Raw genomic sequence first — 19,345 nt, 5'->3', positions numbered from 1 at the left:
TCAGCCGTGGAGCACATGGATGCACGTTCACCACGGCGCGCGACGCTCCGGCGCGGCGCGCGTCACCCTGCTCACCGAAGGCACCTACCCGCACAGCCACGGCGGCGTCAGCGTCTGGTGCGACCAGCTCGTCCAGGGAATGCCCGACCTCGACTTCGATGTGATCGCCGTCACCGGCACCGGCCGCGAGCCCGTCGTATGGGACCTGCCCGCCCACGTCACCGCCGTCCGGTCCGTCCCCATGTGGGGCGAGCCGCCGGCGGGCCGCCCGCCCCGCGGACGCGCCCGCAACCGGCTCACCGCCGCCCACGAGCAGTTCCTGACCGCCCTGCTGGACCCAGGCGCGGAGGACGGGTTCGCGCCCGCCCTCTACACCTTGGCGCGGGCCGCGGCCGACGGCACGCTCAGCCCCTTCCTGCGCGGCGACCGGGCCGTCGCCGTCCTGGCCGGGGTGTGGAACCGGCCCGGCCTCGCCGTCCGCGAGGCCCGGCCGACCCTGCACGACGCCGTCACCGCGACCGCCCTGCTCGAACACGCCCTGCGGCCCCTGACCGCGCCGCCCCCGCGGCACGGCGTCGCCCACGCCGTCAGCGGCGGCGTCGCCGTCCTGCCCGGCCTGGCCGCCCTGGAGCGCCACGGCGTCCCGCTGCTGCTCACCGAACACGGCGTCTACCTGCGCGAGCGCTACCTCGGCTATCGCACTGCCCCCTACCGGTGGCCGGTGAAGGCCGTCGTCCTCGGCTTCTTCCGGCTGCTGGCCGAGGAGAGCTACCGCCGGGCCGCCCTCATCACCCCCGGCAACCGCTACAACCGGCTCTGGGAGGAACAGGGCGGCGCCCACCCCGAGTCGATCCGCACCGTCTACAACGGCGTGGACCCCGCCGCCTTCCCGCCGGCCGGACCCGAGCCCGACGCGCCCACCCTGAGCTGGGCCGGACGCGTCGACCCCATCAAGGACCTGGAGACCCTCATCCGCGCCTTCTCCCTCGTCCGGGAGCGCATACCCGGGGCACGACTGCGCCTGTTCGGTGGCACCCCCCGCGGCGGGGAGGCCTACCGGGAGCGCTGCGAGGCCCTCGCCGCCGGCCTCGGTCACGCCGACGCCGTCACCTTCGAGGGCCGGGTCGACGACATCAAGGACGCCTACGCGGCCGGCAACGTCGTGATGCTCTCCAGCATCAGCGAGGGCTTCCCGTTCACCCTCATCGAGGCCATGTCGTGCGGCCGGGCCACCGTCTCCACCGACGTGGGCGGAGTACGGGAGGCGGTCGGCGACACCGGCCTCGTCGTACCGCCGCGCGACCCGGCCGCCATGGCCGCCGCCGCCCTGGAACTGCTCGGCGACCCCGCCCGCCGCCGCGCGATGGGAGAGGCCGCGCGGCTGCGGGTGATCGAGCAGTTCACGCTGCGGCAGACGATCGACACCTTCCGCTCGATCTACCTCGACCTGCCCACCCTCCGGCGGCAGCCCGCCCGGCCCGCCGCGGCCGCGCCGGCCGCCCGGCCCGCCCCCGCGGTCACCGGCACCGGGAGCCTGGCCGGATGAGCGGACCGATGGCACTCGAGCCCGGCGGGCCGGAACAGGACACCCTGGCCATCCGGCTGGCCGCGCCGCGCCCGCCCCGGCGCCGCCCGCGCTGGGCCCTCGACGACACCACCCTGGCCATCCGGCTGCCGCGCCGCGGCCCCGACGAGGAGGAGGTCAGCCGGCTGGCCGCCGAACTCGCCGACCGCGTCGGCCCCGCCGTCCACCCCTACGAAGTGGCCGCGCTGCTCGAGGCGGAGGGACTGTCGGCCGAGGTGATCAGGGACCGGTACGGGCACCCCAACCTGTTCTCGCTCGCCGCCGCGCTGTACGAACGGGTGCCCCGGACCTTCCCCGAACCCGCCCGCGGGCCCGACCCGTGGCGGCCGGACACCGTCCGCTGCCTGCTGCGCGGCGTGCTGTTCGCCCTGCCCGGCCTCGCCTACCTGCTCACCGCCCCGCTCTGGCACCCCGGACGGCACGCCGCCGCCCTGGTCGTGGCCGGACTCGTCTCCTGGGCGTGGGGACAGGCCCTCGGCCACCGCGCCCACCTGCGGATGACCACGGGCCGCCGGGAGGCCGGGCGCACCCTGCTCACCGGCGCGTTGCTCGGCGCGGCGGTGGCCACCGCGGCCGCCGTGCCGCTCGCCGGGGGCGCCGCGGTGGCCCTCGCCGCGGCCGCGCAGTCGCTGTACCTGGCGGCGGCGGGTGTCCTGCTGGTGCTGGCCCGGGAGCGACTGCTGCTGGCCGCGCTCAGCCCGCTGATCGCGGGCGCCGCCGCCCTGCCCTGGTGGGAACCGGGCGCCCGGCTGCGCACCGGCCTGGCGCTGCTGGCCCTGCTCGCCACGCTGACCGCGACCGGCCACGCCCTGCGGACCGTCCTGGCCGCCCCGGCCGCGGTCGGCGGTCGGCGGCCCCGGCTGCTGCGGTCCCTGCCGTACGGGCTGTTCGGGCTGGCCGCGGGGGTGCTCGTGCTGATCGAGGGCCGGCGGGCACCGTACGCGGTCATCGTGCTGACGGTCAGCATGGGACCGGCGGAATGGCTGCTCTACCGCTACCGGGGGCTGTCCGTCTCCGCGCTGCGCGCGACCGCCACGCCCGCCGGGTTCCTGCTGCGGTCGGCATGCGTCCTCGGCGGCTGCCTGCTCGCCTACGTCCTGCCGCTGCTGCCCGCCGCCTGGCTGACCGGCGCCGAACCGGCCGCGCTGCTGCCGCTCGCCGCCACCCTGTGGACCGCACTGCTGCTCCAGGCGTTCGGCGTGGCCTGGCCGCCGGCGGTGATCTGCCTGTCGGCCGCGGGCGCCGCCGCCGCGGTCACCGCCCTCGACCTGCCGCCCGGGCCGCTCGTCCTGCCGCTGTGCTGCGGCGCGGCCGCGCTCTGTCTGGCGGTGTGCACGCTGCGCCTGCTGGGCCGCCCCGCACCGCACGCCTGACGACCCGGGGCAGCCCCGCCCGGCCGTACCACCGCCCGACGCGTCACCCGCACGCGCACGCACGCCCGCCGGACCGCCCGGCACACCGCCGCACGCACCGGCCGCGCCACCGGCCGCGCCACCGACCGACCCACCGTTCCACCGCTCCACCGCTCCACCGACCGACCCACCGACCGACGATCAACCGACCGGAAGGACCCTTGAGTTGACCTCAGCACCGCTCGCCGCCGTCACGGGAGCCGAGGGCTTCATCGGCTCGCACCTCACCGAGGCGCTCGTCGCCCGCGGGCACCGGGTGAGAGCCATGGCCCAGTACAACTCCTTCTCCTCCTACGGCTGGCTGGAGACCCTGCACCCCGACGTCCTGGAGCACGTGGAGATCGTCCTCGGCGACGTCCGCGACCCCGGCTCCGTCCGCGGCCTGCTCGAAGGCGCCGACTGCGCCTACCACCTGGCCGCCCTCATCGCCATCCCCTACTCCTACCGGGCGCCGCACAGCTACGTGGACACCAACGTCACCGGCACCCTCAACGTGCTGGAGGCCGTGCGCGCCCTGGGCACCCCGCGGCTGGTGCACACCTCCACCAGCGAGACCTACGGCACCGCGCGGACCGTGCCCATCACGGAGGAGCACCCGATCAACACCCAGTCCCCGTACGCCGCCTCGAAGGCGGGCGGGGACCGGCTGGCCGACAGCTACCACGCCAGCTTCGGCACACCGGTGGTGACGCTGCGGCCGTTCAACACCTTCGGGCCGCGCCAGTCGATGCGCGCGGTCATCCCTACCGTCATCGGCCAGGTCGCCGCCGGGGAGCGCACCATCACGCTCGGCGACCTGCGCCCCACGAGGGACTTCACCTTCGTCAAGGACACCGCGCAGGCGTTCCTCGCGGTGGGCGGAGCCCCCGCCGAGCAGGTGGTGGGCCGCACCTTCAACGCCGGGACCGGCGGCGAGATCTCGGTCGGTGACCTGGTCGCGCTGATCGGCAAGGTGATGGACACCCCGCTCGACGTGCGCGAGGACGCCGAGCGCATCCGGCCGGCCAACTCCGAGGTCATGCGGCTGGTCGCCGACGCCACCCGGCTGACCGCGGCCACCGGCTGGCAGCCCGGCCACTCCCTGGAGGAAGGCCTGCGGCACACCGTGGAGTTCTTCCGCGACCCGGCCAACCTGGCCCGCTACAAGACCGGCATCTACAACATCTGAACCCCTGCCCGGCACACCCCGCACATCCACCAAGGAGGAGCCCCCATGCACGCTGTGATCCTGGCGGGAGGCAAGGGCGTCCGGCTGCGGCCCTACACCACCGCCCTGCCCAAGCCCCTCGTCCCCATCGGCGACCAGCACGCCATCCTGGAGATCGTGCTGCGCCAGCTGTCGGCGGCCGGCTTCACCCACTGCACCATCGCCATAGGCCACCTCGGCGAGATCATCCGCGCCTACGTCGGGGACGGCTCCCAGTGGGGCCTGAGCGTCGACTACGCCACCGAGGACAGCCCCCTGGGCACCATCGGCCCGCTGCTGAACCTGCGGGACCGGCTGCCGGAGACCTTCCTGGTCATGAACGGCGACGTGCTCACCGACCTCGACTACGCCGACGTCCTGACCCGGCACCGTGCCTCGGACGCACCGCTGACCATCGCCACGTACGCCCGCAAGGTGCACATCGACTTCGGCGTGCTGACCACCGACGCCAGCCGCGTCGTCGGCTTCACCGAGAAGCCCAGCATGGACTACCGGGTGTCCATGGGCATCTACGGCCTGACCCGCTCGACCCTCGACGGCTACACCGCGGGCCTGCCGCTGGGCTTCGACGAACTGATCCTGGACCTGCTCGCGGCCCAGAATCCGCCGTACGCCTACGACTTCGAAGGATACTGGCTCGACATCGGCCGCCCGGACGATTACGACCGGGCCAACGCGGAGTTCACCACCCGCAAGTCGCTGCTTCTCAAGGGAGCCTGAGTTCCACATGCGCATCCTCGTCCTGGGCGGCACCGGGTACCTGGGCGGTCATGTCGTCGAGCGGCTGCGTGCCCTGCCGGGCGCGCGGCTGTTCGGCGGCGGCCGCTCGCCGGACGCCGAGTTCACCGTCGACCTCGCCGCCGACCGCCCCGAGCGGCTCGCCAAGACCCTGGCCTCCGCCGCGCCCGACGCCGTGGTCAACTGCGCGGGCGCGACCGGCGGTGACGCCGTCACCCTGGCCGAGGTCAACGCCCGCGGGCCGGCCGTGCTGTGCGCCGCGCTGCGCGAGGCGGCCCCCGCGGCGCGGCTGGTCCACCTCGGGTCGGCCGCCGAGTACGGGCCCGGCGTCCCGCACACCCGGGTGGCGGAGTCGGCGGCCACCCGGCCCGTCACCCCCTACGGCGCGACCAAGCTCGCGGGCACGGTCGCGGTGACCGCCTCCGCACTGGACGCGGTGGTGCTGCGGGTGGGCAACCCGGTGGGGCCGGGCGCGCCGGTCACCGGGCTGCCCGGCCGCATCGCGGCCTCGCTGCGCACGGCCGGCGCGGACGCGGAGGCGGTACTGCGGCTCGGCGACCTGTCCGCGTACCGGGACTTCGTCGACGTGCGGGACGTCGCCCGGGCGGTCGCGCTCGCGGTGACCGTCCCCGGTCCGCTGCCGCCCGTGCTCAACATCGGCGGCGGCGCGGCCGTGCCGGTGCGCGACGTGGTGCACGGGCTGGTCCGCCGGGCGGGCTTCCCCGGCCGGATCGAGGAGGACGCGGGCGGCTCGGCGCGCTCCGCCGAGGTCTCCTGGCAGTGCTCCGACATCACCGCGGCGGCCGCCGCCCTGGACTGGCGTCCCCGGCACACCCTCGACGACGCCCTGGCGGCGCTGTGGGCGGCGGCCGCGGGCGGTGACCCGCGGCCCGGGGGCGCCGCCCCGGCCGGGGCGGCGGGCGGCGGGCGGCCGCGGTGAGCCTTCTCGTGCCGCTCTACGTGCACCCGGCGGAGGATCCGGGTGCCTGGCACCGGCTGATCGGCGCCGCCGACCGCACCTACGGGGTCGTCCTCAACCCCGCCGACGGGCCGGGCACGCGACCCGACCCGGCGTTCGCGGCGGCGGCCGCCGCGCTGCGGGCCGCCGGGGCCCGGCTGCTCGGTTACGTCGACACCGACTACGGGGTGCGCGACCGGGACGCCGTCGCCGACGACCTGCGCCGCCACCAGGAGTGGTACGCGGCCGACGGCTGCTTCCTGGACCGCGTGACCTCGGCACCGGAGGGGCTGCCCGCCTGCCGGCGCCTGGTCAGGTCGGTGCGGCGGCTCGGTGCGGCGACCGTCGTCCTCAACCCCGGCGTCCACCCGGCGCCGGGCTACCTCCGCCTGGCCGACCTGACCGTCACCTTCGAGGGGCACTGGTCGACGTACGTCTCGTCGTTCAGCAGGCCCGCCTGGACGGCACGCCATCCACCCGAGCGGCTGTGCCACCTCGTCTACGGCGTGCCCGAGGCGTTGGTGCCGCTCGCCGTGCGCACCGCCCACGAGCGGGGCGCCGCGGTCTGCGGACCCGTGACCGGTGAACCCCCCAACCCCTGGGCCGAGCTGACCCCCGCACTCACGGAAACCCGGACATGACCCGCACGACACCTGCCCGGACGGCCCGGACGGCGGGCCCGGCCCGCACGGCGCTGACCCGCGCCGCCCTGCTGGCCGCTTCCCTGGCCGCGCTCACGGGGGCCGCGCTGACCGCCTGCTCAGCTCCCGGCCACGGCCCCGACGGGCGGCACCCCGCCGGCCCGCACACCGCCCGGGCGCGGTGGCAGCCGCGCCCGGGCCTGGCCTGGCAGTGGCAGCTGAACGGCCGGGCCGACCCGTCGGTCGACGTACCCGTCTACGACATCGACGGCTTCGAGAACTCGGCGGCCGACGTGGCCCGGCTGCACCGCGCCGGCCGCAAGGTCATCTGCTACGTCAACGTCGGCGCGTGGGAGGCCTTCCGGCCGGACCACACGGCGTTTCCGCGGGCGCTGCTGGGCAGGACCGACGGCTGGAAGGGCGAACGGTGGCTCGACATCCGCCGGCGCTCCGTCCTGCGGCCGATCATGGAGCGCCGCTTCGACATGTGCCGGGACAAGGGCTTCGACGCGGTCGAGCCCGATCTGCTGGAGGGCTACGGCAACGCCACCGGGTTCCCGCTGACCGCCCGCGACCAGCTCGCCTACAACCGCATGATCGCGGACATCGCGCACGAGCGCGGTCTGTCGGTGGGCCTGAAGAACGACCTCCCGCAGATCCCGGAGCTGGTGCGCGACTTCGACTTCGCCGTCAACGAGGAGTGCGCCGAGTACGACGAGTGCGGCCGGCTCACTCCCTTCATCGAGGCCGGCAAGGCGGTCTTCCACGTGGAGTACGCCGAGCCCGCCGCGTCGTTCTGCCCCGAGTCCCGGCGGCTGCGGCTGTCGTCGATGGTGAAGAAGCCGGAACTCGGGGTGTGGCGCAGGCCCTGCTGACCGGACGGCGCGCGGGGGGCGGGGTCAGCGCAGGCGGCGGATCTCCCCGCGCACCCGGTAGAAGCCGCCGGCCGCCGGATGCACGGCGTCGACCACGTACCGGGCCCCCGCCTGCCGTATCTCGCGCGGGAACTGCACGTGCCAGCCGGGCTCGAAGCCGTCCGACACGACGTGGACCCGCAGCCGGCCGGCCTGCTGCACGCACTCCACGAGGACCCCGCCGGCCGGCGGCGCGTCCACGGTCGCCAGTGCCGCGAACGAGGTCGCGGGATCGTAGGTGGGCAGCGCGGCCGCGGACTTCACGTCGACGGCCACGGGCACCGAGCCCTGCCGGGCGGCCGTGATCGCCGCCTCCGAGGTGTCCACGCAGACCAGCGAGCCGTCGGTGGTCACCAGGTACAGCCGCTCGTCGAAGTACTGCATGGACAGCGCCGAGCCGTTGCCCGTGCGCAGCTTCCACAGCCGGGTGCCGGAGGCGTCGAAGCAGTAGACGGAGGAGGAGTTGTCCCCGGCGAAGACGTAACGGCCGTCCGGCGCGGCGGCGCACGAGTACACCACCGCGTCGCACGCGTAGGTGGCCTCGACCCGCCCGGAGGCCTTCGACAGGCGCTGCACCGCGTGGCCGGCCGTCCCGGCGTACACCGACGCCGCCTCCTGCCAGCCGAACAGCACCGCGCCGCGGGTGTCGGCGTGCCACAACTCGCCGGTGCCGTCGGGGGCGTAGGCCGTCACCCCGCCGCGGTGCCCGTGGTAGACGGCCCGCTCGTCGGCCCGCACCATCCAGCCCGCGGTACCGGACGAGCGCCTGGACCACTGGTGTTCGTCCTCGTGGTCGATCACGGTGAGGCCGCCCGAGGCGTCCGAGACGTTCAGTACGCCCTCGTGGATGTCCAGCCAGAAGATGTCGACGTCGGCGGCGATCTCGTAGGCGGCGAAGGGGAGCTTGGACGACAGGTCGTACACCCTGCCGTCGTCGCACCCGGCGTAGATCCAGAAGTCGTCGGCGACCAGGCACTTGACGCCCTCGGGCAGCCGGTAGCGGGCGAGGACCTCGCCGCCGTGGTCCAGGGTGTAGACGTCACCGGCCTGGTTGCCGGCCCAGACCCGGTCCTCGTCGACGTGGATGCCGAAGGCCGCCGAGCCGGTGCGCAGGCGCCACAGCACGGGAGCGGTGACCCGTGCCGTGGAGGGTGCGGAGCCGACCTGACGCCGGATCACGGGGCGCGGTGCGCGGCCGCCGGGCACGGCCGCCGCGTAGCCCTTGCGGACCTTCTGCTCGACCTTCCTCGCCGCGGCCGCCCGCGCCTTGGCGGGGGTGGGGAACGCCGAGGTCTGCACCTGGCCGGGCGCGCCGATGCGGCCGTAGCGCACGGTGACGGCGAGCCCGTCGACCGTCACCTCGTAGAACTTGTGCGCTCCGCCGCTGTTCTCGGACAGCTCCAGATACGTCGTCTCCGCCACGACCGTCCCTCCCCGTACGACTGTGCGGGCAACAGCCGCGCGGCGGCCTGCCCTTTCGTTGACCGCAATGTAGGACACGCCACTGACAGCGGCCCCGGGCGAAGGACGGCGGCCGAACGGCCTATGGCATGCCCTAGTCAAATCTGTCACCCTGCCAGCAGCCGCCGTCCCGCCCCCGGTGGGACGCGGCCGCGAACGGCGGTCACCGGCGACCGCACCGTGAACACGCTCACCCGCACCACGCCCACACCCGCGGCCGCCCACCGGCGCACCCCAGCCGGCCGGACGGTCACCGAGCCGGCCGGCAACCCCGGCCGCCGCAGAAGGAGTGTCGTGTGAGACCCACCCCCCACCAGGCCCTGGCCGCCTCCGCCGTGGCCGTGGCGGCGATCGCCGCCCTGTGCCTCCCGGCCGCCACCGCGGCCGCCACGCCGCCCGCCGAGCCCCTGGCCGCCGCCTGCACCCCGACGCAGGTGGTCGCCAACGGCGGCTTCGAGAGCGGGACGTCGCCCTGGAGCCAGTCCCAGACCGGCATCGTCACCAGCCGTACGGGCCAGAGCGCCCACGCCGGCACCAGCTACGCCTGGCTCGACGGCGTCGGCGGCACGCACACCGACACGCTCTCCCAGAGCGTCACCGTCCCGACCGGGTGCACCACCGCCACGCTCACGTTCTGGCTGCACATCGACACCGCCGAGACCACCTCGTCCACGGTCTACGACAAGCTGACGGCCAAGCTCGGCGGCACCACGCTGGCGACGTACTCCAACCTCGACAAGAACACCGGCTACGTGCGCAAGTCGGTCGACGTCTCCGCGTTCGCCGGCCAGACCGTCAGCCTGTCCTTCACCGGCACCGAGGACTCCAGCCTCCAGACCAGCTTCGTCCTCGACGACGTCGCCCTCGACACCTCCGGCACCACCACCCCGCCCGCCGACTCCACGCGCACCCCGGCCGCGCCCTCCTACACCGTCAGCCTCAGCAGCAACACCAGCGGCACCAACTGGACCGGTCACGAGAGCGTGAGCTTCACCAACGCCTCCGCGACCGCGCTCAGCGAGGTGTACCTGCGGCTGTGGGACAACTACCACGGCACCTGCTCCGCCATGCCGATCACCGTCGGCAACGTCACGGGCGGCACCGCGGGCGCCCTCTCCGTCGACTGCACCGCCCTGAAGGTCACCCTGCCGGCGCCGCTGGCGCAGGGGCAGAGCGCGACCGTCGGCTTCGACCTCGGCATCACCGTCCCCAGCGGCGCCGACCGCTTCGGCTACGACGGGGCCTTCAGTTTCATCGGCAACGCCCTGCCGGTGCTCGCCGTCCGGGACGCCTCCGGCTGGCACCTGGACCCGTACACCAACAACGGCGAGTCGTTCTACTCGCTGGCCGCCGACTTCAAGGTGACCCTCGACCACCCCAGCACCCTGCTGGTGCCCGCGACCGGCACCTCCACCGACACCCCCGGCACCGGCGGACGCACCGTCACCACCGCCACCGCCACCAAGGTGCGCGACTTCGCCTGGGCCGCCGGACCGTTCAGCAAGATCTCCGGCACCTCGGCCGGCGGCGTCCCGGTGAACGTCTACTCCGTGTCGGGCATCAGCTCCACCAGTGCCCAGTCGATGCTCAGCACCGCCAGGTCGGCCGTCGACGCGCACGCCGCCCGCTTCGGCGCCTACCCCTACGGCGAGCTGGACGCCGTGATCGACAACAACTACTGGTTCGGCGGCATGGAGTACCCCGGCTTCGTCCTGGACCTGGTCAGCACCACCGCGCTCACCCATGAGATCGCCCACCAGTGGTGGTACGGCATCGTCGGCGACGACGAGTACAACAGCCCCTGGCTGGACGAGGCGTTCACCGACTACTCCACCGACCTGGCGCAGAACAAGACCGGCACCGGCTGCTGGAGCAGCGTTTCCTGGGCCTCCTCCACAGAGAAGATCACCAACTCGATGGCCTACTGGGACGCCCACTCCTCGCGCTACTCCACCGTCGTCTACGGCTACGGCAAGTGCGCCCTGCACGACCTGCGGCGGCTGATCGGTGACACCGCCATGGCGACACTGCTGAAGGACTACGCCACGGCGCACTGGTACGGCGTCTCGACCACGGCGGAGTTCAAGGCCGCCGCACAGGCCGCCACCGGCACCGACCTCACGTCGTTCTGGACCCAGCACCGCATCGACGGCTGACCGGCAGCGATCGCGCCGCGGCCCACGCCCCCGGGCGCCGGCCGCGGCGCACCCGTCCCCTCATCCGTCCCGGCCGCGGTCCGCCACCCGCATGGACCACGTGGGTCACCGGGACGGGGCTCATTGAGCGCATCCCGGAGTGCGGCGGGGCGCGGGGACGGTTCAGATGGGTCTCGTGCAAAGATCGATAACTTTCCTCCGCGGCCGCCCGCGCTGTGCCGTCACCGGCGCCCTCACCGGCCTTGTCCTGTTCCTCTCCGCCTCGACGGCCGTCCCCGCGGCCGCCGAGGACACGCCCGCGCGCGGCAGTGCCTACATGGGCCTGGGCGTGCTCACCCATGAGGGCGCCGAGGAGATCCCGCCCGGCGAGTCCCCGGACCCGCGAGCGGGCCAGCTCGAAGGCGTGGACGTCTCCAGCTACCAACGCGACGTCGCCTGGCCGACCCTGTGGAGCAGCGGCGTCAAGTGGGCCTACACCAAGGCGACCGAAGGGACGTACTACCGCAACCCCTACTTCACCCAGCAGTACAACGGCGCCTACGACACCGGCATGGTCCGCGGCGCCTACCACTTCGCCACCCCCGACACGACCGGCGGCGCCACCCAGGCCGACTACTTCGTCGACCACGGCGGCGGCTGGTCCAAGGACGGCAAGACCCTGCCCGGCGCCCTGGACATCGAGTGGAACCCGTACGGCGACGACTGCTACGGCAAGTCCAAGAGCGGCATGGTCACCTGGGTCCGCGACTTCCTGAACCGGTACAAGGCCCGGACCGGCCGGGCCGCCGTCATCTACACCTCGACCAGCTGGTGGAGCCAGTGCACCGGCGGCTACACCGGCTTCGGTGCCAGCAACCCGCTGTGGGTCGCCCGGTACGCCTCGGCCGTCGGGGCGCTGCCGGCGGGCTGGTCGTCGTACGCCATGTGGCAGTACACCTCGACCGGTCCGACGGTCGGGGACCACGACAAGTTCAACGGTTCGCTGGACGCGCTGCGGGCCCTGGCCACCGGCTGACCCGGGTTCCACGGCGAGGCCGCCCGGCCTGGACGCCGCACGCCGCCGGTACCGACGCCGGCGGCGTGCGGCGTCGGCGTGCCGGTCATCCGCGGAAGGCGCCGGCGTGGTCCCGGGCCCAGGCGGCGAACGTGCGTGGCGGACGGCCGGTGAGCTCGCGCACGGTCCCGGTGAGGGCGGCCGGGGTGCCGTCGGCCGCCCGCCACCAGTCGAGGAGGGCGTCCGCGTAGGCGGGCGGCACGTACGGTGAGGCCTCCTGCCGCCACTCCCGCGGGCTGACGTGCCGCCAGGCGGCGGGCCTCCCGGTGACGCGGCCGAGGATGCCGAGCTGTTCGGCGAACGTGAGCGACTCGGGGCCGGTCAGCGTGTAGGCCCGGCCGGCGAGCGCGGGGTCGGTGAGGACGGCCAGGGCGGCCCCGGCGACGTCGTCCTCATGGATCGGGTCGCCGTGGGCGTGCGGAAAGGGCAGGCCGACCGGCCGGCCGGAGCGCAGGTTCCCGCTCCAGGCCAGCGCGTTGTTCGCGAACGCGCCGGGGCGCAGCGCCGTGGTGCGCAGGGGAGCGGCGCCGAGGGCCCGCTCCACGTCGAGGTGTGTCCTGGCCAGCGGGTTGCCGTCGGGGTCGGGGGTGAGGACGGCCGCGGACGACAGCACGACCACGTGCTCGACGCCCGCCCTGACGCATTCCCCGGCGAACTCCTCGGCGCGGGACGGCTCGGCGTAGAGGAAGACGGAGGTGACGCCCTCGAGCGCGGCCGGGAACGTGGACGGGTCGGTGAGGTCGCAGTGGACGGTGTCCGGGCCGTCGGGCCGGCTGGACGCGGCACGGCAGCCGATGCCGCGGGCGTCGAGGAGCCGGCGCAGCGCGCGGGCGACCGCACCGCGGCTTCCGGTGACGAGAACGGTCATGGGGGCACTTCCCTGAAGGAGAGGCGGAGCGGCGGTGCGCGGACGCGCACGGCGGCGGCACGGAGGTTCGTGCGCTCCACCCATCATAGCCTGTGTTGCGCATCTTCTGTGTCACGCAAATAAAATGCGGTGATCCGGTCCGCCCTCCTCCGGGCGGCTCCCGGCAACTTGCGGAAAGTTTCTGCAACTTGTTGCCAGTGGGACGGCCGGCTGTTTGACTCGGCTGCCGACGACGGTCCCGAGAGGAAACCCATGACCACGAGCACCGATGTCCTCGTCCTCGGCGGCGCGGGCGTGGACACGATCGTCCACGTCCCCGAACTGCCGGTCCCGTTCGTCGACAGCCATATGATCCGGCCGGGGATCGAGGCCCGGGCCGGACAGAGCGGCGACTTCGTCGCGGTCGGCCTGAGCGCCCTGGGGCTGCGCACCCACCACCTCGACATGCTCGGCGACGACCACGAGGGCGACCTGGTCCGCCGCCTGCACCGCGACCGCGGCATCCCCCTCACCGCGATCCCGCAGCCCGCGGGCACCAAGCGTGCGGTCAACCTGGTCGGCCCCGACGGCCGGCGGCTCTCCCTCTACGACGACACCCGCTCCCGGCAGTCCGACCGGTTCCCCGAGGCCACCGTCCGTGAACTGGCCGCCGCCGCCCGCCACGCGCACGTCGTCATCACCCACCCGTGCGCCCACGCCCTGCCCCTGCTGCGCGAGGCGGGGCTCACCCTCTCGACCAACCTGCACGACTGGGACGGCGTCAACCCGTACCACGAGCCGTTCGCCCTGGCGGCGGACCTGGTCTTCGTCTCCACCACCGCCCTGACCGACCCCGAGCGCACCATGCGGGACATCGCCGCACGCGGCCGGGCCCGGATCGTGGTCGCCACCGCCGGTGCCGAAGGGGCGTACCTGCTGGCCGGCGGTGAGCTGGCGCACGTGCCGGCCGTCACGCCGCCCGCTCCCGTGGTCGACTCCAACGGCGCCGGCGACGCCTTCGCCTCCGGCTTCCTGCTCGGCTGGCTCGGCGGCGAGGAGCCGCGGCGCTGCGCGCTGTACGGCGCGATCGCCGGGGCCCACGCCTGTACCGTCCCCTCGACCCGCACCGACGCCGTCACCCGCGACGGGCTGCTGGCCCGCGCCGCGGAACTCGACGCCGGCTTCGAGCTGTCGATGGCCGCCGCGGACCCGGCATGACGGGGACGGGCGTGATGGAGACGGGCACTGACGGAGCCGGGCGGGCGGGGCGGGTGCGGCGGGTCACGTGCCGGCGGGGACCAGTTGGTGGGCCAGCCGGTGGGCCTCGGTGAGCAGCGCGCCGTAGGTGGCGACCTCGTCGGGGTCGTCCGGCCGCGACCGGGTGAGGTGGCCGCGCAGCGCGTCCAGCGTCCCGTGCAGCTCGTCGACGGCCTCCCGCAGTTCCTCGTCGCCGCGGTGCCCGAACCGGCTGTGGTTGTACAGGCGCACGGCATGCGCGGTCTGCCGCAGGAACCGCGCGTAGCGGCGGGCCAGTTCCGGCTGCGGCCGGACCGCCGAGCGGCTCTCCGACGAGGCCTCCAGGACGGTCCGGGTCACCCCGGCCGTGTGCACGGCGGCGTACTCCAGCGTCAGCACCGCGTCGTCGTACTCCTTGCCCGGCGGCGGCATGCGCCCGGCGCGCCCGCGCAGGTTGACCCGCAGGCTCTCGTGGCTCCTGCCGACGGCGGTGCGGGCCTGCTCGACCAGCCCCCGCAGGCGCAGCGCGCGGCGGTGCCAGACGTCGGCCTCCCCGGCGTCCCACCGGTCCGCGGCCAGTCCGTCGGCCACCGCGCACAGGATGTCGTGCGTCTCGAGGGTGGCCTCCCGCAGCGTGGCCCGGGTGTCGTCGAGGTACACCGGGGGCCGGATCAGCGCGTTGACCGCGATGCCGACCAGGGCGCCGAAGAGCGACTCGGTGATCCGGGCGGTGGAGGTGGCGACACCGATGGTGCTGTTGGTCAGCACGAACAGGGCGCCGGTGGCCGCGTAGATGCCCTGGCTGCCCAGCCGCCGCCAGTGACCCAGCAGCACCACGGTCGGCAGGACGAGCGCCATGGCCGTCATCCGGTCGTGCAGGAGCAGCGCCACCGCCGTGGCCACCACCGTGCCGGTCGTGACCGCCGCCAGCTGCCGCAGCCCGTCGGTGATCGACCGGTAGACGGTCGACTCGACCAGGACGACCGCCACCCAGGGCGCGACGAACGCCATGGGTGCCTCCAGCCACCAGCCCGCCACCGCCCAGGCCAGCCAAGCGGCCAGCGCCGCCTTCAGTGCCTGCACGGCCACGTCCCGCTCACGGCCCGGCCCGGCGCACGCACGCCGCACCGCCTGCCACGCCTCCCGCAGCGCCCGTTCCGCCCGCCGTACCGGATGTCCCACCGACCGCAATGTCCCTCGCCTTCCACGCATGGCCAAACGCCCCGGGTGCCACGGCCGGGCACATCCATGCGGCCGTCCCGCCCGGGGTGGCGAGCGCCACGCCGCCCGCCGCGGCCGTCCGGCCCGCCACCGGGAAGCGGTGTGGCGCGGAGTGCGTAGTCGGGCGCACGCGGGTTACCCGGCGCACATGGCGAGACTGCATCTTCCCGGGACCAACGACCACCGCGACGCCGACGGGGCGCCGGAGCACCGGCCACCCAGCCCCGAAGAGGCCGGGCCGGGCCCGGACGTCGAACGGCGCGCGCCGGACACCCCGACGAAGCTGCCCAGAGGGGCGTGGGGCGCCGTGATGAAGGGCGCCCTGAAGGAGTTCAAGGACGACGAACTGTCCGACCGGGCCGCCGCGCTGACCTACTACGGCGTGCTGTCGCTGTTCCCGGCCCTGCTCGTACTCGTCTCCATGCTCGGCATCACCGGCAAGTCGGCCACCGACGAGGTCCTCTCCAACCTCCAGAAGCTCACCCCGGGCGCGGCCCGCGACATCATCACCCGGGCCGTCGAGCAGTTGCAGGGCAACTCCGGTACCGGCTCGGTCATGGCGGTCGTCGGTGTCGTGCTCGCCATCTGGTCGGCGTCCGGGTACGTCGGCGCCTTCATCCGCACCGCCAACGCGGTGTACGACATGCCCGAGGGCCGCCCGGTGTGGAAGGTCCTGCCGGTGCGCGTCGGGCTGACGGTCGTGCTGATGCTGCTCGCCGTGGCCAGCGCGCTGATCGTGGTGTTCACCGGCGGTATCGCCCGGCAGGCGGGCAACGCCCTCGGCATCGGCGACAGCGCCCTGACGGTGTGGTCGATCGCCAAGTGGCCGCTGCTGGTCGTGCTGGTCACGGTCATGATCGCGATGCTGTTCTGGGCCAGCCCGAACGCCAAGGTGAAGGGCTTCAAGTGGATCACCCCGGGCAGCTTCATCGCCCTGGTGATCTGGATGATCGCCTCCGCGGGGTTCGCCTTCTACGTCGCCGGATTCGCCTCGTACAACAAGACCTACGGCACCATGGCCGGCGTCATCGTCTTCCTGGTGTGGCTGTGGATCAGCAACCTCGCCATCCTGCTGGGCCTGGAGTTCGACGCGGAGACCATGCGCCAGCGCGCGATCGCCGGCGGCCTGCCGCCGACCGCCGAGCCGTACACGCAGCCGCGTGACACCCGCACCTGGACCGAGGACGACGTACGCCGGCTGAACGAGGCCAACGAGGCGCAGATCGCCAACGGGCCGCAGTCTCCCGAGAAGTCCGAGGATGCGGCCGGCCCGGCGGACGGGACCCACGAGACCCGCGAGACGCACGGCACCCCCTGAGCCCCGCCCCCTCATGAACCGCCCCGCCTGACCGGCCCCGCCACCTTCGAGGGCCGGGCCGGTCCCGTGGCGCGCCGTCAGGTGGCCCGGGTGCCGCCGCCGCGGCGGATACGGCCCAGGAGGTCGCGGTGGTAGGCGGCGAGCCCGCCCTGCGGGACGGGAGCGGGGCTGCCCGAGAGGGTGTACCACTCGTCGTCGTGCTGGACGTGGACCCTGGCGGACTGCCGGTCGGACTGGAGGGTGGTGGCGATGACGAGGTCTCCGGTGACGACACCGACTTCGTCGGTCATCGCTCCGCCCGGGCCTGCGGTGACCCGGTCGACGTACTGATCGGGGCTGGGAGGATGGCTCATGCGTCGCAAGTCTCCAGCATCGGCAGCGGCATGTCCGTCTCCGCCGCGGTGATGTCGCGGCGTGTCCCGCGCCGTCCTCGCCGGGGCGCCGCGGCCTACAGCGTCCGCGCGACCAGCAGGGCGACGTCGTCGTGGTCGTCGGGGTGGCGCAGGCCGTACAGCAGCAGGTCGCAGGTCTCCTCCAGGGGCCGTTGCGGCTCGTCGAGGAACCCCAGCAGGATGTTCAGACGGTCGTCGATGGGATGCTGCCGGGTCTCGACGAGGCCGTCGGTGTAGAGGACCAGCAGATCGCCGGGACCCAGTTCGGCCGTGGTGGTCTCGAAGCGGACGCCGCCGACGCCGAGCGGCGCTCCGGGCGGCAGGTCCAGCAGCGTCGGCGCCCGGCCGGGGTGCGACAGCGCGGGCGGCATGTGTCCGGCGTTGGCAATGCGGCACAGCCTGGTGTGCGGGTCGTACACCGCGTACAGGCAGGTCACGATGTAGTGCTCCAGATCGCAGGTGATCTTGTCGAGGTGCTGGAGCACCGCCTCGGGTTCGAGATCGAGGTCGGCGTAGGCGCAGGTGGCGGTGCGCAGCCGCCCCATGGTGGCGGCGGCGTCGATGCCGTTGCCCATGACGTCGCCGACCACCAGGGCCGTCTTGTCATCGGCCAGCGGGATGACGTCGTACCAGTCGCCGCCGACCTCGCTGGTGGCCTGGGCGGGCTGGTAGCGGGAGGCCAGTTCCAGGCCGGTGTGGTGCGGCGGGTGGTCGGGCAGCAGGCTGCGCTGGAGGGTGAGCGCGGTGTTGCGCACGCTCTGGAACCAGCGGGCGTTGTCGATGGCCACGGCGGCCCGGCCGGCGATCTCGCCGGCCAGCACGACGTCGTCCTCGTCGAACGGCACCGGGTTGCGGGTGCGTTTGAGGTCGAGGGCGCCGAGCACCTCGCCGTGCGCGATCAGCGGCACGGCGAGGTAGGAGTGCACGCCGGCCTGGGCCAGCAGCGCGCCGCCCTCGGCGTCCCGCGCGATGCGGGGCAGATCGCGTTCGCCGACGTGCGGCACCAGGACGGGTCTGCCGGTGTGCACGCACAGGGTGACCAGCCGGTCGGCCTCGTATGAGGCGAGGTCGCCGGGCGGGTCGGCGGCCCCCAGCGCCGGTGTGGGGTGGGAGGCCTTGAGGGCCAGGGCGCGGAAGAGTTCGGGCCCGTTGTCCGGTCTGCGGGAGCGGCGGCAGGCGAGGGCGGAGTCCAGGATGTCCACGGCGACCACGTCGGCGAGGACCGGGGCGGCGATCTCGGCCAGCTCGTGGGCGGTGTGCTCCACCTCCAGCGTGGTGCCGACCCTGGCGGACGCCTCGGCGATGAGCGCCAGACGCCGCCGCGCCCGGTCGGCCTCCCCGGCCGCCCGGTGCCGTTCGGTGACGTCGACGACCGAGGCGGCCGCGCCCAGCACCCGCCCCCCGGGGTCCTCCAGCCGGTAGAAGGACAGCGACCAGGCGTGCTCGTGGTCGGGATCGCCCGGGGGCCGGCCCACCTGGTACTGGTCCAGCAGCGGAGTCCCGGTGGTGAGCACCTGGCGCAGCGCGGACTCGATGGTGTCCAGGTCCGGCAGGGGCAGGGTCTCGCGCAGATGCCGCCCGATGTGCTCCTCGGCGGGGATGCCGTCGATGCGCTCCAGCGCCGGGTTGGCCAGCAGGTAGTTCAGATCGGGGTCCAGCAGCGCCAGGCCGATGGGGGACTGGTTGATCAGCCGCTCGCACAGGGCCAGGTCGGTCTCCACCCGTTGCAGCAGGGTGTGGTCGGCGGCGATGCCCAGCGCGTACACGTCCCCGAGGTCGTCCAGCAGCCGCATGGCGCGGAACTCCGTCAGGCGGCTGCTGCCGTCCTTGTGCCGGATCGGGAAGGCGCCCGCCCAGCCCTGCCCGGTCCGCAGCACCTCGGCGAACAGGCCCTCGACCGACTGCAGTTGCTGGGGGTGGACGAGTATCCGCGCCGCGTACTGGCCGAGGGCCTCCTCGGCGCTCCAGCCGAACAGCTCCTCCGCCTGCGGGGTCCAGAAGACGATCCGCCCGCGGACGTCCAGGGCCACCGCGGCCACGCTCAGCACGTCGAGCAGGCCCGTCGGCCGGGGCCTCCCGGGCCCTTGCTCGTCCGGGCCGGGCCGGAAGGAATCCACTGCCATCCGACAACCACCTCCACCCGCCGGCCGGTCGGGCCCCGGCGGCCCGCGGAACGCTGTGGAGCAGCGCGCGCGTGCCCGGTGC

At 74.2% G+C, this 19,345-nt stretch carries 16 protein-coding genes; 11 read left to right on the top strand and 5 right to left on the bottom strand.

The window, feature by feature from the left end; genetic code table 11:
* Positions 1-19: 19 nt before the first annotated feature.
* From pelF to ACZ6CZ_RS19450, 7 genes are all read left to right on the top strand, one after another.
* Complete coding sequence (gene pelF / locus ACZ6CZ_RS19480; RefSeq protein ID WP_469022430.1) at positions 20-1,546, top strand: GT4 family glycosyltransferase PelF; 1,527 nt, start codon at positions 20-22, stop codon at positions 1,544-1,546.
* Positions 1,543-2,958, top strand: coding sequence for a hypothetical protein (locus ACZ6CZ_RS19475; RefSeq protein ID WP_469022426.1), 1,416 nt, complete (start codon positions 1,543-1,545; stop codon positions 2,956-2,958). The genes pelF and ACZ6CZ_RS19475 overlap by 4 nt, the downstream gene beginning before the upstream one ends.
* A 205-nt stretch (positions 2,959-3,163) precedes the next feature.
* Positions 3,164-4,165 (top strand): GDP-mannose 4,6-dehydratase, encoded by a 1,002-nt coding sequence (locus tag ACZ6CZ_RS19470; protein ID WP_469022424.1) that lies wholly within the window; start codon positions 3,164-3,166, stop codon positions 4,163-4,165.
* 45 nt (positions 4,166-4,210) lie between these two features.
* The gene (locus ACZ6CZ_RS19465; protein WP_469022423.1) at positions 4,211-4,924 is read left to right on the top strand and encodes a nucleotidyltransferase family protein; all 714 of its coding nucleotides are present in this window, start codon (positions 4,211-4,213) and stop codon (positions 4,922-4,924) included.
* 7 nt (positions 4,925-4,931) lie between these two features.
* Positions 4,932-5,882: an NAD-dependent epimerase/dehydratase family protein gene (locus ACZ6CZ_RS19460; RefSeq protein WP_469022419.1), complete on the top strand. Its 951-nt coding sequence runs from the start codon at positions 4,932-4,934 to the stop codon at positions 5,880-5,882.
* Entirely contained in the window at positions 5,879-6,541 is a 663-nt protein-coding gene (locus ACZ6CZ_RS19455; protein WP_469022417.1) for a spherulation-specific family 4 protein, read from the top strand. The genes ACZ6CZ_RS19460 and ACZ6CZ_RS19455 overlap by 4 nt, the downstream gene beginning before the upstream one ends.
* Positions 6,538-7,416, top strand: coding sequence for an endo alpha-1,4 polygalactosaminidase (locus tag ACZ6CZ_RS19450; protein ID WP_469022414.1), 879 nt, complete (start codon positions 6,538-6,540; stop codon positions 7,414-7,416). The genes ACZ6CZ_RS19455 and ACZ6CZ_RS19450 overlap by 4 nt, the downstream gene beginning before the upstream one ends.
* Before the next feature lie 24 nt (positions 7,417-7,440).
* Here ACZ6CZ_RS19450 and ACZ6CZ_RS19445 read toward each other — a convergent pair whose 3' ends face one another.
* Positions 7,441-8,877, bottom strand: a complete 1,437-nt coding sequence (locus ACZ6CZ_RS19445; protein WP_469022411.1) for a WGR domain-containing protein — start codon at positions 8,875-8,877, stop codon at positions 7,441-7,443.
* Between the two features lie 335 nt (positions 8,878-9,212).
* Here ACZ6CZ_RS19445 and ACZ6CZ_RS19440 point away from each other — a divergent pair, with 335 nt between their 5' ends.
* Entirely contained in the window at positions 9,213-11,072 is a 1,860-nt protein-coding gene (locus ACZ6CZ_RS19440) for a M1 family aminopeptidase (RefSeq protein WP_469022406.1), read from the top strand.
* 166 nt (positions 11,073-11,238) lie between these two features.
* Complete coding sequence (locus ACZ6CZ_RS19435) at positions 11,239-12,087, top strand: lysozyme (protein ID WP_469022404.1); 849 nt, start codon at positions 11,239-11,241, stop codon at positions 12,085-12,087.
* 85 nt (positions 12,088-12,172) lie between these two features.
* Here ACZ6CZ_RS19435 and ACZ6CZ_RS19430 read toward each other — a convergent pair whose 3' ends face one another.
* Entirely contained in the window at positions 12,173-12,994 is an 822-nt protein-coding gene (locus ACZ6CZ_RS19430) for an NAD(P)H-binding protein (protein ID WP_469022401.1), read from the bottom strand.
* Positions 12,995-13,246: 252 nt separating this feature from the next.
* On the opposite strand from ACZ6CZ_RS19430, the gene ACZ6CZ_RS19425 reads away from it, so the two are divergent.
* A complete protein-coding gene (locus ACZ6CZ_RS19425; protein ID WP_469022399.1) occupies positions 13,247-14,191 on the top strand; it encodes an adenosine kinase in 945 nt (314 codons plus the stop codon).
* A 63-nt stretch (positions 14,192-14,254) separates the two neighbouring features.
* Here the strand turns inward: ACZ6CZ_RS19425 and ACZ6CZ_RS19420 are convergent, their stop codons facing one another.
* Positions 14,255-15,391: an FUSC family protein gene (locus ACZ6CZ_RS19420; RefSeq protein WP_469022393.1), complete on the bottom strand. Its 1,137-nt coding sequence runs from the start codon at positions 15,389-15,391 to the stop codon at positions 14,255-14,257.
* A 187-nt stretch (positions 15,392-15,578) separates the two neighbouring features.
* Here ACZ6CZ_RS19420 and ACZ6CZ_RS19415 point away from each other — a divergent pair, with 187 nt between their 5' ends.
* The gene (locus ACZ6CZ_RS19415; protein ID WP_469022391.1) at positions 15,579-16,748 is read left to right on the top strand and encodes a YihY/virulence factor BrkB family protein; all 1,170 of its coding nucleotides are present in this window, start codon (positions 15,579-15,581) and stop codon (positions 16,746-16,748) included.
* 77 nt (positions 16,749-16,825) lie between these two features.
* On the opposite strand, the gene ACZ6CZ_RS19410 is transcribed toward ACZ6CZ_RS19415, so the two are convergent.
* Together ACZ6CZ_RS19410 and ACZ6CZ_RS19405 are read right to left on the bottom strand one after the other, a co-directional pair.
* A complete protein-coding gene (locus tag ACZ6CZ_RS19410) occupies positions 16,826-17,101 on the bottom strand; it encodes a hypothetical protein (protein ID WP_469022388.1) in 276 nt (91 codons plus the stop codon).
* Positions 17,102-17,196: 95 nt separating this feature from the next.
* Entirely contained in the window at positions 17,197-19,263 is a 2,067-nt protein-coding gene (locus ACZ6CZ_RS19405; RefSeq protein WP_469022385.1) for a SpoIIE family protein phosphatase, read from the bottom strand.
* Positions 19,264-19,345: the final 82 nt, after the last annotated feature.

The sequence above is a fragment of the Streptomyces sp. NPDC041135 genome (genome assembly GCF_055592085.1).
The sequence above is the reverse complement of the archived record's forward strand: the minus strand, read 5'-3'. Positions and strand labels throughout refer to the sequence as shown.

What these genes read in the sequence shown, in the direction of transcription:
- pelF (WP_469022430.1), top strand. Translation starts at nt 20, where the DNA reads ATGCACGTTCACCACGGCGCGCGACGCTCCGGCGCGGCGCGCGTCACC.
- ACZ6CZ_RS19475 (WP_469022426.1), top strand. Translation starts at nt 1,543, where the DNA reads ATGAGCGGACCGATGGCACTCGAGCCCGGCGGGCCGGAACAGGACACC.
- ACZ6CZ_RS19465 (WP_469022423.1), top strand. Translation starts at nt 4,211, where the DNA reads ATGCACGCTGTGATCCTGGCGGGAGGCAAGGGCGTCCGGCTGCGGCCC.
- ACZ6CZ_RS19460 (WP_469022419.1), top strand. Translation starts at nt 4,932, where the DNA reads ATGCGCATCCTCGTCCTGGGCGGCACCGGGTACCTGGGCGGTCATGTC.
- ACZ6CZ_RS19450 (WP_469022414.1), top strand. Translation starts at nt 6,538, where the DNA reads ATGACCCGCACGACACCTGCCCGGACGGCCCGGACGGCGGGCCCGGCC.
- ACZ6CZ_RS19435 (WP_469022404.1), top strand. Translation starts at nt 11,239, where the DNA reads ATGGGTCTCGTGCAAAGATCGATAACTTTCCTCCGCGGCCGCCCGCGC.
- ACZ6CZ_RS19430 (WP_469022401.1), bottom strand. Translation starts at nt 12,994, where the DNA reads ATGACCGTTCTCGTCACCGGAAGCCGCGGTGCGGTCGCCCGCGCGCTG.
- ACZ6CZ_RS19425 (WP_469022399.1), top strand. Translation starts at nt 13,247, where the DNA reads ATGACCACGAGCACCGATGTCCTCGTCCTCGGCGGCGCGGGCGTGGAC.
- ACZ6CZ_RS19415 (WP_469022391.1), top strand. Translation starts at nt 15,579, where the DNA reads ATGGCGAGACTGCATCTTCCCGGGACCAACGACCACCGCGACGCCGAC.
- ACZ6CZ_RS19410 (WP_469022388.1), bottom strand. Translation starts at nt 17,101, where the DNA reads ATGAGCCATCCTCCCAGCCCCGATCAGTACGTCGACCGGGTCACCGCA.
- ACZ6CZ_RS19405 (WP_469022385.1), bottom strand. Translation starts at nt 19,263, where the DNA reads ATGGCAGTGGATTCCTTCCGGCCCGGCCCGGACGAGCAAGGGCCCGGG.